Origin of the sequence: Nostoc sp. (genome assembly GCF_036919495.1) — a bacterium.
Classification (GTDB): domain Bacteria; phylum Cyanobacteriota; class Cyanobacteriia; order Cyanobacteriales; family Nostocaceae; genus Nostoc.
In genome coordinates this window covers 1-16108 of the sequence record NZ_JBALBZ010000081.1, presented here as the reverse complement: position 1 = coordinate 16108, position 16108 = coordinate 1, and the positions used below count along the sequence as shown (strand labels likewise).

Below are 16108 nucleotides of genomic sequence, written 5' to 3'. Positions count from 1 at the left end.
TAGAATCAGAAACATTCAGGAGTCGGATGCATCTAAGTTATGAGAGGGAGCGAAAAATCGACTTGAAACTTTCGCGTTTCAAACCAGATTTAGGAGGCAAACAGGAGAAACTGTGACCCAGGAATTCCACATTTCGGTAACTCCTGTAGGGCGAAATGACTACTTGGTGCGGACGGAACAAGTCGCGCCTGGGGTACCATTGGCAGAAGAATTGGTGAGTTGGCCTGTAGCTGATTGGTTAATAACTGCTGGGCATTTGATGAATGATCCGTTAAAGTCGGTGTTGCAAGGAGATCCATTTGCCTCTGGTGGGCACGAAAGCGATATAGCTAGAAATTCTGTTAATTTGGTGGTCTTGGGTCAACAATTTTATAACGCCCTATTTCAAGGCACTCTCAGGGATAGTTGGATTACTGCCCAAGGTATTGCTCAGAACCATCAACAAGTACTACGCTTACGGTTGGGGCTAAAAGACACTAGATTAGCTCGTCTGCCTTGGGAAGTCATGCACGCAGGCGATCGCCCTCTGGCTACCGGGCCTTATGTCGCTTTTTCTCGCTTCCAAAGTGGAATTTTGGGAGTTTCGCCTTTGCGATCGCTTCGGGGGGCTACGCCTACACAAAATATGCCCACACCACTACAACAAGGTGGTGTAAGAGTATTGATGGTAATTGCTTCCCCCTCAGATCAAGTCCGCCTTGACTTACAGAAACAGGAAGCTGTCAAACTGCAAGCAGAGCTTCACCGAATACCACGAATTGCCGAAAATAGCAATCGCTTTCCAGAAATTGAACTAACTGTATTAGATCAACCAGGGCGGGAAGAACTGACGCAAGCTCTAGAACAAGGCAGATATCATGTTCTCCACTACTCAGGTCATAGCAACTTAGGTTCCAATGGCGGAGAAATTTATCTTGCTAGTCGCAGAACTGGTTTAACGGAAATCTTGACTGGGGACGATCTCGCTGGTTTGCTCGTCAACAATAATATCCAAATGGCGGTGTTTAACTCCTGCTTGGGGGCGTACACAGCTGCATCCGATCCCTCTGGAGATACTGGCGAACGAAATCTGGCAGAAAGTCTGGTGAAGCGCGGAATTAGAAGCGTTTTGGCAATGTCAGAACGGATTCCTGATGAAGTGGCGTTGACGCTTACACAATTGTTTTACCGTAACTTGAGTCAGGGATATCCAGTAGATTTGTGCGTCAGTCGGGTACGCCAAGGATTAATTTCTGCTTATGGTTCTCACCAGATGTATTGGGCATTACCGATTTTATATCTTCAGCCAGAATTTGACGGTTTTCTGAGCCAGGAAACTGAGTTATCGGAAAGTGCAAAGCCCAATCAGTATAATTCGCCTTTAGGGGCAACTTCTACGATGTACTCTGCTATGGCAGACGATAGCGAGATGCCTTTAGGAATGGAAGATATGATTCCTTCTAATTTGGCGCGTGATTCTGGGTTGGACTGGCTAGGTGAAGATACTTGGGGCGATCTTGTTGATGAAATTGAGTATGATGACCCAAGCTATGCAGAAGATTGTGCTATAGTTTCGGATTTATTTCGTCAGCTAGATAACCAAACAGTTCCAACTGAACTGGATCAACAAATTTCAGAAAATAGTCTTCAGCAAAGCCACGTTTCAGAAGAAATGACTTCTTCGCAAGAGGAAGCAGATTTGTGGGGAGAAGCCCCAACACCGTCGCCTCCAACTCCTGGAAACTTGGAAGGAAATTGGCAAAATTCTGCTGATTTTTTGCGTAGGCGTAGCCAGCCGCAGGTATCGCAACCAGCCCTACCAGCATCTCGTACCCGTCGCCGCCAGGTGTGGCCGATTGTGGGTATTGTGGGGATCAGTGCGTTAGTAGCTGCGATCGGTTTAAATTGGTGGTGGCATCGAACCCAGCAGTCAATTCTGCCTAACATCCCAGTAATTCCTACCCAGTCTTTACCCATTAAAAAGCAGCAAAATATAGACTTACAGGCAGCAGATACTGGAATTGTCACTGCCACCGCTACAGAAAAATTGAGCCAAGGCGACTTGCAAAGTGGGTTATTGGCTGTAGAAGAACTACTCAATCGTGGCGCACTGACTGCGGCTGAAACTGCCCTGAAACTGATTTCAAGTAAACAAGCTGACGATCCATCGGTGAACTTTTACAAGGGACGATTAGCATGGCAGTCTATCCAAGTCGGGAACAATAACTATAGCGTCGATGATGCCCGTCGTTACTGGGAAATTGCTGCAAAAGCTAACCCAGAATCGCTTTTGTATAATAACGCTTTGGGATTTGCTTACTACACTGAAGGCGATCTAAATCGAGGTAATGATTCTTGGTTTAAGGCTTTGAATTTAGCTCTTAAAAAGCAGAACACAGACTCAACATCTACAAAGACAGCAGTGCCTCAAGATGCTTTAACTTCTTATGCTGGTTTAGCTCTCGGACTGTATAAATCTGCACTGAGTCAATCTAATGGTAAGCAGACACAATATCTGAAAGAAGCGATCAAGCTGCGGCAAATGGTTCTCAAGTCTGATCCAGTCAATTTCCAGGTAGATAAATTAGCTAAAAATTGGCTGTGGACGGAGAAGGCGATTGAAGATTGGCGATCGCTCCTTCAGGAGAAAGGTGAAGAGCAGTAATTTGTTGCAAGTGAAAAGGGCGCTTAGAAACCGCGTCTACACAGGCAAAACCCACCTCTGTGGGTTTCAAACCCTCAATTCTTTCTTAGTCCGCACAGGCGGACTTTGTTTGTATAGCCGAGAATTCTATTCGCCGGGCTTTGATACTCGTGAACAAGTCTTTAATACTCTTTTACTTTTATTAGCCCTTGTTTAAATTTAAACTTTCGCCGCAGCAGCACTTGGTAAATTGACTTTCAATCGCTTAAACATCGCTTCTCGTGCTTGTGCAGCGAGGCTATCATCAAAAGGTTTTAAGGTAATTTCCTGCTGATACTTTAGCCGCAATGCTGTTTGAATTAACCAATCAGCGACAAAAGGATTTTTCGGTAACAAAGGGCCGTGGGAATAAGTAGCGATCGCATTCTGATAAAATGCTCCTTCTGTCCCATCCTCTCCATTATTTCCCAAACCGTACACCACGCGCCCCAATGCTTCCACTTTCCCCAACTTGGTACGTCCGCCGTGATTTTCAAAGCCTACCAAATATGGTGTGCTACCCGTCATCTCTTTTAAATCTCGCGCTAGGCGTGAAGCTGTCACTTCAATTACCAAGTTACCAATACAACGCTTAGTATTTTCACCAGGATGCACGGAAACTAAATCGAGGATTCCTAAACCATCAATCCGTTGTCCCAAGCCTGGTTCATAATAATGTCCTAGTAATTGGGGTGAACCACATGTAAATACTCCCGGTGTTCCATTTTCGATTTTCTCGCGCATCGCGTCAGCTTTCGCACCCTGCAAATCACGCATGACAATTTCTTGCTGACGATCTTGTGCGCCACCACCAACTATTACATCTACAGTTTTAATATCTGCGGCTGTAGTATTTTGATCTAGGGGTAACACTTTAACATCGTATCCCCGCCACTCGGCGCGACGTTCTATAGTAATTACATTACCGCGATCGCCATAAGTACTCATCAGCGTTGGATAAAGCCAACCTATTGTTAATTCTAAATTTTGGGAACTCATATTCATAATTCGTAATTCGTAATTCGTAATTCGTAATTCGTAATTTGATTGGGTATTGGGAACTGGGGAATGGGAAAAAATTTATCTAAATCCTTACTCCCCACTGCTCAATTTAAAGAATTTTCCGCCCAGTCAGAACTTCTCGCACTTCTAACATGGCTGAGTAAGTGGGTAGAATATGCAAGGTTTCATTCTCTGGTGTATGCTCTAATGCAGTAGCGATCGCTTGTCGCAAATCTTCTTCCACAATTAAATTTAAGTTACTCTCAGGGGACTTTTGGCTGTAACGTAGACGTAGTGCCATATCATAGACGCGATCGCCACTCACTACTAAAGTCCCGCCGCGTTCGACTAATTTCTCGGTATCTACGTCCCAAATCCAGGATACATCAGTACCATCGGGTGTGCGATCGTTCAAGACTAGCAGTGTGGTTTTATCTGTGCTTTGAGTAACTACGCGAATAGTTTCATTCGTTCCTACAGGATTTTTTGATAACAATATTCGCACTCGTTTACCGTTAATTACCAAATCTTCTGCACGACCAAAGGCAGCTTGAAAGGTATTAATAGTATCTCTGATTGTTGCTTCATCAACTCCCAACTCAATAGCCGCAGTTGCAGCAGCTAAAGTATTATATTTGTTGTACAAACCAACTAGAATTTGCGACCATTCACTACTTTCGAGAGTCGGTTTACTTTTACTAAAACCACACTTGGGACAAGTAAAATCTCCTAAATGAGACAAATAAACACCCTTGTAATCTAGAGAATGTCCACATTTGGGACAATAAATAGAATCAACTGCGTGAGGAATTGCTTCTAAATAATGTTCTGGTTCATTCAAACCAAAGAACAACACCCGTTGGGGTAACTGCTGACCGAGATTAGATAAAGTTGGGTCGTCAGCATTGGGAATTACCACTGTTTCTGGTGGTAGGGTAGAAATAACTTTTGTCCAACGTTTACTAATTGTATCTACTTCACCGTACCTATCAAGTTGGTCGCGGAACAAGTTTAAACAGAGAATAATTCGCGGCTGGAGTGGTGCTAATACTCTTGGGACAATATTTTCGTCAACTTCCAAAATGGCGTAATCAGTATTTAGCGTACCTAGTAAGTTGGTGCTTTCTAATAGCGCCGTCATCAAGCCATTTTCCAGATTTGCACCTGTAGAATTATGAGTGACGCGAAAACCCTTGCGTTCTAATATCGTGCATAAAAGCAGGGCTGTAGTGGTTTTGCCGTTAGTACCAGCAATTAAAATAACTCCGTTTTTAACTTGCTGACTCAATAATTGTAAAAGTCGGGGTTCAATGCGACGAGCAATCGAGCCTGGTAATACACTAGCAGCACCCAGACGGAGCGATCGCACTATAAAGGTTACACTTTTTGCCACTAACACCGCGAAACCCAATCGCAGCCTATCTATGAATTGTATTTTCTTTCCCACATCGGTATCCTAGTCTTCTGGCAGTTGCTAATTGAAAATATTTAATTGCAAATTTAATATGCGTGAGTTTAGCGAATCCTAGCTGAAAAAGCCAGCCTTAAAATCAAGTTGCAGGAAATTAGGGGGAGTGGAGACAGGTGGCAGGGGACAGGGGAGAGTTAGAATCTAGTTCATCCACCTTGGAACTCCGTTCATCCACCTTGGAACTCCGTTCATCCACCTCGGAACTGGATTCATCCACCTTGGAACTCCGTTCATCCACCTCGGAACTGGATTCATCCACCTCGGAACTGGATTCATCCACCTCGGAACTCCGTTCATCCACCTCGGAACTGGATTCATCCACCTCGGAACTCTGTTCATCCACCTCGGAACTGGATTCATCCCCCTCGGAACTGGATTCATCCGCCTTGGAACTCCGTTCATTCACCTCAGAACTGGATTCATCCACCTCGGAACTGGATTCATCCGCCTCGGAACTGGATTCATCCACCTCAGAACTGGATTCATCCGCCTTGGAACTCCGTTCATTCACCTCAGAACTGGATTCATCCACCTCGGAACTCCGTTCATTGTCTCCATCATCCACTTACAAGAGATAATCTCAGTAGACGTTATCTTAAAAAGTAGTGCGCGGGCGTAATTACATATCCAGCCCAGTTTGCCTAATTCAGCACAAACTCACGACAAGTAGTAGCTTGCAAGGTTCCTTTTGATGAATAGCACAAAGTTTCTTTTTTTACATAAACAAATTACTGGCTGGCAAAGGTGGTTGTCCAAATGCCTGTTGTTGCTTGCAAGTCTTTTCATTATAAGTATGCAACCTGCACATGCTGGTCTCAATAATGATTTATATGATGGCAACATCTTTGTAGTTTATGCTGGCAATGGTTCATTGGTTCCTCCCAGACAGACACTTGCACAGGCTTTAGCGGAACATAAACCCATATTTTTGGCCTTTTATTTGGATGACAGCAGCGATTCCAAAAGATATGCCATTTCCATTTCACGGGTACAGGAATTCTATGGTCGGGTAGCAGAAATTATGCCTATTAATGTAGATGGTATCCCACTGAAACAGACCTATAATCCTACAGAAGCAGGATATTATTATTCTGGGGCTGTTCCTCAAGTTGTGGTGTTTAATAAATCAGGTGAAGTCGTTTTAAATAAAAAAGGTCAAGTACCTTTTGAAGAGATAGACGATGAATTTCGTAAAATCTTTGATTTAGTACCACGCACTGAAACAGCACAGCTAAAACGGCGAGCTTTTAATGAGTTTAGTAGTGAGTTAGCTAAGTAACTTATAGGGTAGGCCAAATTGGTCTGCCCTAATTTTTAGTGATATCTGTTACTACATTGCCGCCGATGTCAAAGCATAATATTGAAATATCTGTGTTAACAGATTAGAAAGTTTATTCATAGTCTATAGTCCGTAACAAATGACTAATGACTAATGACTAATGACTCATGACTAACTAGAGTGTATTCTAATGTCAAAAGTTTACACGACTCAGGAGCTAATTCAAATTTTGGCAGCCGAACGCCAAGCCTGCCTCAAGGGAAAACGCCTAAAATTAGAAATACCAGTCTCTGGCAATCCTGTAATTGACCAGTTTCTCATGACTGATGGGCTGCAAAAGTTCACTGCTTATCAAGATTTCAAAGCTGCAATTCATGAATATCAGAGGGAAAACCAAGTTTCAGGTATTATTTGGCGTGAGGTAACAGTCAAAGGTAAAAATTTAAACTATCCCGAAGTAGACAGCGAGTTAATAGCCCTCAGCAGTGACTTAGAAATATTAAAAACTGCTAAAAATTCTATTGTAGAATTTTGGTATGAAGTCTCGATGGGGATGGATTTATACTTGAGTTTCAATAATAATAAACAGTACCAAAAAATTGTCACATCTGATGTAGAAAGAATTGTTCAAATAACAGAATGGGCAAGTTTATGCAAGTGGGAAAATTCTAGCTTTTTGGAAATGATTTTGCAGCTAGGATGGGGAAAACCAGAAGAAGCTTGTTATAAACGAGGAAGACCGCAATCGGGTAGTGAATATATTCATGCAGTCAATCCTGGTAATCGACCTATTGGTTGAGTGAAGAGGCAGGGGGGAGGTAACAGGAGGCAAGAGGGAACAACCATATTATCTTTGCTTGATTGCTTATTAAACTCGAAGAACCCGTTTTCTCAAAAACTCTTTCTTTTCTCTTGCCTTCTGCCTCCTTCAAAATTGATTCTGTCCGATGAGATTGACGATCGCACTAGCTAAATCTCCTGGATCGACGGGTTTAGGTAGGTGTTTTTGAAATCCTGCTGCCATTGCTTGGTTGTAGTTAATTTCTCCAGCATAAGCTGTCAGTGCGATCGCGGGAATTTGCCCACCTTGCTCTGGCGGTAATTTTCTCACCTCGCGCAGCAGCATATAGCCATCCATTAAGGGCATTCCAATATCACTTAACAAAATATCTGGCTTTGATTGAGTTAGTATTTCCAGCGCTTCAGTTGCTGACTCAGCTAGTGTTACAGTTGCGCCATATTGTTCTAGCGCAAAGCTAAAAAACTCTCGCACATCAGCTTGATCGTCCACAAGTAGAATTTTTACTCCAGCAAGTAATGTGTCATCAGTACTGAGTTCTGGTTGAGAAGCCTCATCACTGCTGACTCTTAACTCTGAGTTTTTGAGCAAAGGTAGTCTGACTGTAAAGGTAGCTCCTTGTCCTTCTCCTAAACTCTCTGCCTGAACTGTACCACCGTGAAGTTCTACCAAGTGACGCACAATTGCCAGTCCCAATCCCAGCCCGCCAAATATCCTGGTTGTCTTGGCATCTGCTTGTCGGAAGTAATCAAATACGTAGGGCAAAAATTCCAGCATGATTCCCTTACCTGTATCAATCACCTGGATTTGGGCTTCTGACCCAACTTGCTCTAGACGCACTTCTACTCGTCCTTCTGTGGATGTGAATTTAACGGCATTGGAGAGGAGATTCCACATTACTTGTTGCAAGCGATCGCCATCACCCAAAACTTTGCCGATATCAGGACTTAGCACCGTTTTTATTTCAATTGATTTGGCTTCTGCCGCTAAACGCACCGTTTCTAATGCACCTGCGATCGCTACTTTCAAATCCACTGCATAAAGATTTAACCTAACCTTACCTTGTAATATCCGCGAAACATCAAGTAAATCTCCAATCAGTTGGGTTTGTAACTTGGCATTACGCTCGATTGTTTCCAATGCCCGGATTCTCGTGGCTTCGTCAAAGTTGCGGGTTCTGAGTAACTTCGCCCACCCTAAAATCGGATTCAGGGGAGTTCTAAGTTCATGGGAAAGGACAGCGAGGAATTCATCTTTAATGCGGTTAGCTGTCTCGGCTTGCGCCCTTGCAGTTTTTTCGGCTTCGTAAAGTTGAGCGCGGGCGATCGCTTGGGCACACTGCTGTCCTAGTGTCAACATAAATCCCCGGTCTTCTTCATTAAATATTTGAAGAGGAGTAAAGCTTAATCCCAAAGCCCCAATTACTTTACCTTCTGCTACCAAAGGAATAGAAGCCCAGGCATTATTCCCTATAACAGTCACAATATCTGCTAAGTCGGGATATCTAGCAATCATGGCTGCTAAATTTTCTAAAAAAACCGGCTGCCCAGTTCTGACTGTTTCTGCTATTTGGTTAGATGCTGTGATGGGAAAAGTTACCCAAGTATCTATAAGTGTTTGCGGATAGCCAATTGCTTGCACAACTTTTAGGGTAGTACCTCCCTCAGTAAGTAAGACAACGGAACCACCAGTAGCTTCCAAGGCGGCAATGCCTTGGTTCACCACTACATCGGCTACCTGTTGGGGAGTTAAGGCTTCCGAGAAGGCAGCAGTTATTCTTTGCAAAAGTATGGTGCGATTGACAGACCTTTCAGTTTCTTGGTATAGTCTGGCGTTGTCGATCGCTATTGCTGCCCGACGAGCGATATCCTCTGCTAAAGCCAAGTCTGTCTGTTGATAGTGCCGACCTGACTCGGCTGTAAAAAAAGAGATTGCTCCAAATAATTGCCCACGGGAACGAACGGGAATCACCATTAAAGAAGAAATACCCAGGCTTCGCAGCAATTGCAGATGTTCCTCATTTTGAGCCATCTGGACAAAATTATAGTCAGATAATTCGGGATAAAAGATAGATATTCCCAATCCTAACTGCTCCACAAGCTGTTTTGTTCGAGTTTTGGGTGGATAACGCCGTCGGATTTCATCTAAAATACTTTGTTTTGTGGGATCGGCAATTGCGATCGCAATTTGTTTACTTGACCAATCTTTCTGGAAAACATCTACAATACACCAGTCAGCTAGGGTAGGAACTGCTAAATTAGCCACACTTTCGAGGGCGATTTCATAATCCAATGAGGCAGCTAGTAAGGTGCTGGCTTCGACTAAAAACTGTTGTGTGGCTTCAACTCGTTTGTGATCGTAGAGCGCAGCTTGCCGTTCGCTAATATCTTCAATAATGCCTAATGCATACTTTGGTTGTCCCTTATCATCCCAAACTGCTGATGAAGTTAGGTTTACCCAAACAATAGAACCATCTTTGCGGATGTAGCGCTTTTCTAGAGAATAACCACTAATTTCTTTTGTTAAAACTCGTCGAGCATTTTCCCAATCAATTTCTAAATCGTCAGGGTGGGTAATTTCCTGAAAGTTTAATTGGATTAATTCTTCATGGCTATACCCAGTAATTTCGCACAGAGCAGGATTAACCTGAATAAATCGTCCATCCAAAGCTATTAAACTAATGCCCACAGCTGCCTGGTTGAACATTGCCCGGAACCTTTCTTCGCTTTCTCGCAAGGCAACTTCTGTTTGCTTTGCTGCTGTCACATCTGCCAAAATAATCCCAATTCCTACCGTTTCCCCCATTGGGTTGTTGACCGGGTAATAGTTGCCCAGCCAGTAGCCGTAACGTTCTGGTTGTTCCCTTGTCTTACCACTGATTTCTACATTCAGCAGGGGTTCTCCAGTATCTAACACGCGCTGTAACTGTAGCTCCCAATCAGCCGCCATCGCTGGTAAAACTTCCCCAAATTTGCGCTCTAGATGTTCTTCAATGGTTAAACCGTTAATGTCAGCGAAAACTTGATTAATTCGGATATATCGCAGTTCCCGATCCAAAAAGCATACAGCAACGGGAGCAGCTACTAAGAGCGCATCTAGAAGAGATAGAGATTCGGCATAATGGACTAAAGCCTGGTGGATGTCTCGATAAAGTCGGGCATTTTCCATTGCTAAGGCAGCCCGATGGCTAATATCTGTTGCTAAAGTTAGGTCAGTGCGATCGTAGCGACGGTCTGATTGGGTGCTGACAAAACTAATAGTTCCGAGGACTTGCCCTTGTGCGATTAATGGCACAATCATCACAGACTTTATCCCTAATTGCCGAACAAGTTCTAAGTGTTCTTCATTCTGAGTACCTGCTACTAATAGCGAGTCAGGTATCTCTGAGATTAATTCACTTTGCCCAGTTTGCAGTACTTTAGTAATTACACTTGCACCCTTGTAATCTGTGGCATACTCCTGAAGTTTACGCGCTAACTCCGCTTTGGATGGGTCTGCATGGGCAATGGGTAGACGGCGAATGGAACCATCTTCATTTAAAATGTCAACGCTACACCAATCAGCTAGCTGGGGAACTGATATTTTGGCTATCTGTTCTAAGGTTTCTTCGTAATCTAGCGAAGTAGAAAGTAAACTACTAGTTTGGGCGATATGGCGAAGTCTTTCTTCAGCCTGCTTGCGCTCTGTAATATCAAGAACAAAAAAAGCTCCTCGATCTACAGTCCCTTCAAAGTGGCTACCACCCGCCAAAATTGGGAAGCGCGAACCGTCTTTACGAATATATTCTTTTTCAAAGGGGGTACAAAAGGAATTGTCTTGAAATTGAGTTAGTGCTTGCTTATCGAGTGGCAGGTATTCTGTAGGAGTTAGGTCTTGCCAATGAAGTGTTCCGGCAAGTAATTCTTCACGGGTATAACCCACCATATTTAGCAAGGCATCGTTAGCGTCTGTAATCCTACCGTCTCTATGCCAGAAGCCAATACCAATCATATTAGACTCAACCACACTGCGAAACTTCGCTTCGCTTTCTTGCAGTGCTTGCTCAGTTTGTTTCAGTTGAGTAATATTTACACCTACACAGATAATACCCTGAATGCTATTGTCTACATCCCTTAGCGGTTCAACCAGCAAATCGTAGTAACGGTTTTCTCCACCAATTGTCAGATAAACTTCTTCACGGGTTGAAATACCAGTTTCTAGTACCTTCTGCTTAATTGCCCTCAATTGCTCTGCTACTAAGGCTGGAAATAATTCATAGTCGGACTTACCCAGGATTTCCTCAGCAGTGTTTAGACTTTGAGGATTATGAATCCACTGATATCGCAAATCGCGATCCTGCTGAAATACTACGATATCTGAACTACTTAACGCTAATCGAAATCGCTCCTCACAAACTCTGAGCTTTTGGAGATTTTCATCAGCCCAGCTTTTAGCAGTCTTTAATACCTCACATAAGATACTAAAAAGCAATCCTTGTAATGCAAATAACCCAATTCGGAGAAAATTGGATAAGTCAAAACTCAGATCATCAGATAGGGGGAGAAAGAAGTAACCACTCAGTAACGCAGACAAAGAAGTTGCTAACAGCCCCGATTTCAAACCACCATACCAAGCACTCACCATTACAGCGCTAAAAAACAGCAAGAAAGGAGTTTTCCTCATGCTTAACCAGGGGTCTAGCATCAACATCAGCACTAATGCAAGTGTGACAATTAATACGACAATGCCATAACGCAGTAAGTGGGAATAACGAATATGGGGCATGAAAATATTTTGGAATAACCAATACTTATTGCAAAGGCTTTATACACCCTAAGCTAGTTTGTAATTTTTAGTAATTTATCCACAGATAGATTTTTATTTATTTAAAAAACTTCTTTTGTAAGAGGTTAATTACTCAGTAATATAGTATGTAAAGCCAGAATTTATTACTAATCTTCTATATCTATAACATCAATTTGCTGCCGATAAATACTCAATTCCAAGAAATGCATTGACCCAAGTTTATAAAAAATATCAAAATAAATAGCTGAAACCGCTACTCTTGTCTTCGATTTCAAAAGTTTGTGGTTGATCGACTTTTTATAGTTAATTACTTTGTCCTTCTGTCACATACTCGATTGCTAGATTGATGGTATTTTATTTTTGCACTCCTTTATCCCAATCGCGATATAAGCTATGACACTCAATTTATATTTACTGCGACATGGAGAAACTACTTTTAGTCAAAGTGGTCATTTCTGCGGTGAAACCGATGCGGAGTTGACAACAGAAGGGATGCAGATGGCATCCGGTTTTGCCGATGTTTATCAAAAATTGAAGTGGGAGGCGGTTTATGTTAGCCCGATGAAGCGCACAATTGCAACTGCCAAGACATTTTGTGATGCTATTGGTATGGATATGCAGTTGCGTGACGGACTTAGAGAAGGTAGTTACGGCGAATGGGAAAGGAAAAGTAAATCGTTTGCCCAAGAGAATTACGCAGAAAACTATGTAAAATGGTTGACAGAACCCGCTTGGAATGCGCCCATTGGTGGAGAAACTGCGGTAGATATTGCTAACCGTTCTATGCCTGTAATTGCTGAAATTCAAGAAAAACATCCCCAAGGTAATGTTTTAGTAGTTTCCCATAAAGCCACGATTCGGATTATGCTTTGCAGTTTACTGGGAATTGATTTGGGACGCTATCGCTATCGAGTGAATATTTTGGTCGCGTCGGTAAGTATGGTTAAATTTGACGTTAATGGCCCTTTGTTAGAAATATTAGGCGATCGCTATCATATACCCGATCGTATTCGCTCTCGTCCGGGAACATAATAGGGGAGCATCCCGTTTTGGCGAATTGCCCTCAGACTAGAAATTGCTGGCTCACAAACTCTCGTCCGCCTAGCCTGCGGCAATGACATTTTTCAGCACTGCTACCAATTTTTCAATATGTGCTGCTTCATGAGTTGCCATTAAAGATATTCTAATCCGACTTGTGGGGACTGTCGGGGGGCGAATTGCTGGGGCAAAAATGCCAGCATCTCTTAGCTGTTTTCCAGCTTTGACGGCATCTGTTGCACTGGACAATTGAAAACATAGTATAGGTGATTCCGAAGGTAATAATTTTAGATTAGGTAACTGTTCTTGCAGCAAATTTTTTAAGTGATGTACATTTTGCCACAATTGGACACGGCGTTGTGGTTCTTGTTGCACTATCTTAATTGCTGCTAAGGCCGCAGCTGTATCAGCAGGTGAAAGCCCAGTTGTGTAAATCCAAGTGGGTGCGCGGTTTTGCAAAAAGTCAATTAGGGCTTTACTTCCTGATACATACCCGCCTAAACTACCCAAAGCTTTACTCAAAGTGCCAACTTGAATTAACTGCTTTCCTGTACATCCAAAATGTTCGACACACCCAGCGCCAGTTTTTCCTAGTACCCCAGTGGCATGAGCTTCATCAACTAGCAGCATACAGTTAAATTCATCAGCGATCGCCAACAGTGCTGGCAACGGACATAAATCGCCATCCATACTAAAGACGCTATCAGTAAGAATCAAACAGCGTCGGTAGTTTTGTCGCTGTTGACTCAACTGAGTTTTTAAAACTGCAATATCACAGTGTGGGTATTCTATAAATACTGCACCACTGAGAATTGCTCCATTTTTCAGGCTGGAATGATTGTACTGGTCAGATAAAATTAAATCACGCTTGCCTACAAGGGCGGTAATTGTACCCAAATTGGCTAGATACCCGGAACTAAATACCAAGGCATCTTCTGTTTGTTTGGTAGATGCGATCGCTTCCTCTAATCCTCTGTGTAATTGCCGATGCCCACTGAGTAATCTAGAACCAGTACTACCAGTTCCAAATTCTGCGATCGCAGCAGTTGCGGCTGCCATCAATCGCTCATCCCCAGTCAATCCTAAATAATCATTGCTGGCAAAATTAATTACCTCTTGCCCAGCTAAAATCACCGTTGCACCCGGACGACCGTGGATTGTTTGTACTGAACGATACCAGTCCGCCCGATGAATTGTTGCTAAGGAATGTTCTAGCCAGGCATAAGGGTCGGTGGGCATGGGGAGGCAGGGGAAGAATAACAAAATGACAAATGACTAATGACAATTAAACTTGTTCGCTGCTGAGATGAGCGATGGCTTGTTTAATCCAATCTTCGACATAGGCATCTTTGGGTAGTCCGATGTCTTCGCTTACCACATGCAGGGCGTGACTAACTTCATGGGCAGTATATCCCAAGGCGAAGAGGGTCATTTGTACCTCTTCGAGAATTCCTGGTGCTGGCCCACCTGTGGCGACGAAGAACCCGGCTGATTTGCGCCACTCGACTAATTTGCTTTTCAGTTCCAAACAGATGCGTTCAGCGATTTTTTTACCGACACCAGGAGCCTGAATTAATATTTGTGTATTGCCAGCGATAATTGCTTGGACTAAATCTGGTAGTTCCAGAGTGTCCAGGAGGGCGATCGCTAAGGCTGCACCAATACCAGTAACAGTCAGCAAGTGGCGAAATAAATCGCGTTCGGCTGGCGAAGCAAAGCCATATAGAAAGGGCACTTCTTCACGAATTTGGAAATGGGTAAAAATTTGTGCCACTCCTCCTGACTCTGGTAACTGGTTTGCTAGCCGTTGAGGAACTTGCAAATCATACCCCAAGCCATTCACTTCCAGAGTCAGAATCACGCGATTCGCGCCAATTGTTTGGATACCAGCGACTATACCTTTTAAATAACTAATCATTACAAGAGACCAAAATAATTTAATCCTTCAATAATTCCACCTGCACAAAAACATGAAGCCAGGTAGCGGTGTTCAGAGGGATGCTCATTGTGCCATTGGAGTAACTCTTTTCGGGCATTCCCCACAATGATTCCCTGTGCGTTGCCTACAGCAAATAAAGCAATATCATTACCTGAATCACCACAGACAACTGTTTGTTCTGCTGCAAATTTCCACTTCTGTCGTAAAAACTGCATTGCCTGACCTTTATCGCTGCTATGGGGTATAATGTCAAGGTCAATACCGCTACTGTAGATTAACTTTACATTTAATTTATATTTCAGGAACTCCGCTTCAAGTTGTGGTAAAAAATTTGTAGATGCATCTTGTTCTAGGAAAAAACTCACTTTAAAGGGACGCTGTTCTGAATCTGGTTGCCGAACTAACTCCCGGTATTTTTTAGTAATAGATAATACAGTTTCTCGTTCCCATCCCGGAGAGAGAATTTCTGACCAACCTGAGTCTGGAATATCACTACCATCTAAGTAAATTTCTGTACCTACAGAAAGAACGAGGGCATCGGGTTCCAAAAGATTTTTTTGAGCTTGGAGTTCTTTGTAAAGTACAGGCGATCGCCCAGTGGAATAAACAATTTTTGTACCGTATTCTTGGCGATGTTGACTCAGCAGTTGATTTAGTTCTGCTAAGGCGCTGTCATCGCCCACAGTGCGATACACGAGGGTGTCATCCAAGTCAGTTACAAAAAGAAATTTAGCCATAATCATCTCTTATGCTTTGCTTTAACATCAAAATTGCACTTACTTAAAGAAAGCATAGATGTAGTCTGCTTCAATAAAAAAATCAGCCAGTAAATATACTAGAGAAATACTCCTGCAAAAACTGCCTTTGCTATTATATTTCACGTAATAAATAGATTCATAAGCTCATTACAATGATTGCTGCAAATACTTAAACGTTTCTTATACATGGAAGAAGATTTGTTGCAAAGTATTAAGCGTTTGCAACAACTAATTATACATTTGCTGCAAATGCTTAAGCCTTTCTTATATATGGAAGAACATTTGTTGCAAAGTATTAAGCGTTTGCAACAACTAATTATACATTTGCTGCAAATGCTTAAGCCTTTCTTATATATGGAAGAACATTTGTTGCAA

General features: G+C 42.7%; 12 protein-coding genes. 5 read left to right on the top strand and 7 right to left on the bottom strand.

The window, feature by feature from the left end; genetic code table 11:
- The first annotated feature begins 112 nt into the window (after positions 1 to 112).
- The gene (gene hetF, locus V7K25_RS11630) at positions 113 to 2644 is read left to right on the top strand and encodes a cell division protein HetF (protein WP_335157998.1); all 2532 of its coding nucleotides are present in this window, start codon (positions 113 to 115) and stop codon (positions 2642 to 2644) included.
- 198 nt (positions 2645 to 2842) lie between these two features.
- Here hetF and V7K25_RS11625 read toward each other — a convergent pair whose 3' ends face one another.
- The 3 genes from V7K25_RS11625 to V7K25_RS11615 all read right to left on the bottom strand — a co-directional run bounded on the left by V7K25_RS11625 (position 2843) and on the right by V7K25_RS11615 (position 5700).
- Complete coding sequence (locus tag V7K25_RS11625) at positions 2843 to 3661, bottom strand: type 1 glutamine amidotransferase (RefSeq protein WP_335157996.1); 819 nt, start codon at positions 3659 to 3661, stop codon at positions 2843 to 2845.
- A 112-nt stretch (positions 3662 to 3773) separates the two neighbouring features.
- The gene (locus tag V7K25_RS11620; protein ID WP_335157994.1) at positions 3774 to 5111 is read right to left on the bottom strand and encodes a Mur ligase family protein; all 1338 of its coding nucleotides are present in this window, start codon (positions 5109 to 5111) and stop codon (positions 3774 to 3776) included.
- 118 nt (positions 5112 to 5229) lie between these two features.
- Positions 5230 to 5700 (bottom strand): hypothetical protein, encoded by a 471-nt coding sequence (locus V7K25_RS11615; protein ID WP_335157992.1) that lies wholly within the window; start codon positions 5698 to 5700, stop codon positions 5230 to 5232.
- A 126-nt stretch (positions 5701 to 5826) separates the two neighbouring features.
- On the opposite strand from V7K25_RS11615, the gene V7K25_RS11610 reads away from it, so the two are divergent.
- The gene (locus tag V7K25_RS11610; RefSeq protein WP_335157990.1) at positions 5827 to 6414 is read left to right on the top strand and encodes a thylakoid membrane photosystem I accumulation factor; all 588 of its coding nucleotides are present in this window, start codon (positions 5827 to 5829) and stop codon (positions 6412 to 6414) included.
- A 190-nt stretch (positions 6415 to 6604) separates the two neighbouring features.
- Entirely contained in the window at positions 6605 to 7213 is a 609-nt protein-coding gene (locus V7K25_RS11605) for a hypothetical protein (protein WP_335157988.1), read from the top strand.
- Between the two features lie 129 nt (positions 7214 to 7342).
- Here V7K25_RS11605 and V7K25_RS11600 read toward each other — a convergent pair whose 3' ends face one another.
- On the bottom strand, positions 7343 to 11977 hold the full coding sequence (locus V7K25_RS11600) for a PAS domain S-box protein (protein WP_335157986.1): 4635 nt from the start codon (positions 11975 to 11977) through the stop codon (positions 7343 to 7345).
- Between the two features lie 414 nt (positions 11978 to 12391).
- Between V7K25_RS11600 and V7K25_RS11595 the strand changes: the two genes are divergently transcribed.
- On the top strand, positions 12392 to 13030 hold the full coding sequence (locus tag V7K25_RS11595; RefSeq protein WP_335157984.1) for a histidine phosphatase family protein: 639 nt from the start codon (positions 12392 to 12394) through the stop codon (positions 13028 to 13030).
- Positions 13031 to 13099: 69 nt separating this feature from the next.
- Here the strand turns inward: V7K25_RS11595 and bioF are convergent, their stop codons facing one another.
- Genes bioF through V7K25_RS11580 form a run of 3 tightly spaced genes read right to left on the bottom strand, consistent with a single transcriptional unit; the run spans position 13100 to position 15712 of the window.
- Complete coding sequence (bioF, locus tag V7K25_RS11590; RefSeq protein ID WP_335157982.1) at positions 13100 to 14275, bottom strand: 8-amino-7-oxononanoate synthase; 1176 nt, start codon at positions 14273 to 14275, stop codon at positions 13100 to 13102.
- A gap of 46 nt (positions 14276 to 14321) precedes the next feature.
- On the bottom strand, positions 14322 to 14954 hold the full coding sequence (gene ruvA, locus V7K25_RS11585) for a Holliday junction branch migration protein RuvA (protein ID WP_265269913.1): 633 nt from the start codon (positions 14952 to 14954) through the stop codon (positions 14322 to 14324).
- Complete coding sequence (locus tag V7K25_RS11580) at positions 14954 to 15712, bottom strand: sucrose-phosphate phosphatase (protein WP_335157980.1); 759 nt, start codon at positions 15710 to 15712, stop codon at positions 14954 to 14956. The genes ruvA and V7K25_RS11580 overlap by 1 nt, the downstream gene beginning before the upstream one ends.
- A gap of 207 nt (positions 15713 to 15919) precedes the next feature.
- Between V7K25_RS11580 and V7K25_RS11575 the strand changes: the two genes are divergently transcribed.
- Positions 15920 to 16108 (top strand): hypothetical protein (locus tag V7K25_RS11575; RefSeq protein WP_335157978.1); only part of this gene is annotated, 189 nt, incomplete at its 3' end.

Excerpts from the sequence above, each read along its gene's own strand:
- V7K25_RS11625 (WP_335157996.1), bottom strand. The coding sequence starts at position 3,661 with ATGAGTTCCCAAAATTTAGAATTAACAATAGGTTGGCTTTATCCAACG.
- V7K25_RS11610 (WP_335157990.1), top strand. The coding sequence starts at position 5,827 with ATGAATAGCACAAAGTTTCTTTTTTTACATAAACAAATTACTGGCTGG.
- V7K25_RS11605 (WP_335157988.1), top strand. The coding sequence starts at position 6,605 with ATGTCAAAAGTTTACACGACTCAGGAGCTAATTCAAATTTTGGCAGCC.
- V7K25_RS11600 (WP_335157986.1), bottom strand. The coding sequence starts at position 11,977 with ATGCCCCATATTCGTTATTCCCACTTACTGCGTTATGGCATTGTCGTA.
- V7K25_RS11595 (WP_335157984.1), top strand. The coding sequence starts at position 12,392 with ATGACACTCAATTTATATTTACTGCGACATGGAGAAACTACTTTTAGT.
- bioF (WP_335157982.1), bottom strand. The coding sequence starts at position 14,275 with ATGCCCACCGACCCTTATGCCTGGCTAGAACATTCCTTAGCAACAATT.
- ruvA (WP_265269913.1), bottom strand. The coding sequence starts at position 14,954 with ATGATTAGTTATTTAAAAGGTATAGTCGCTGGTATCCAAACAATTGGC.
- V7K25_RS11580 (WP_335157980.1), bottom strand. The coding sequence starts at position 15,712 with ATGGCTAAATTTCTTTTTGTAACTGACTTGGATGACACCCTCGTGTAT.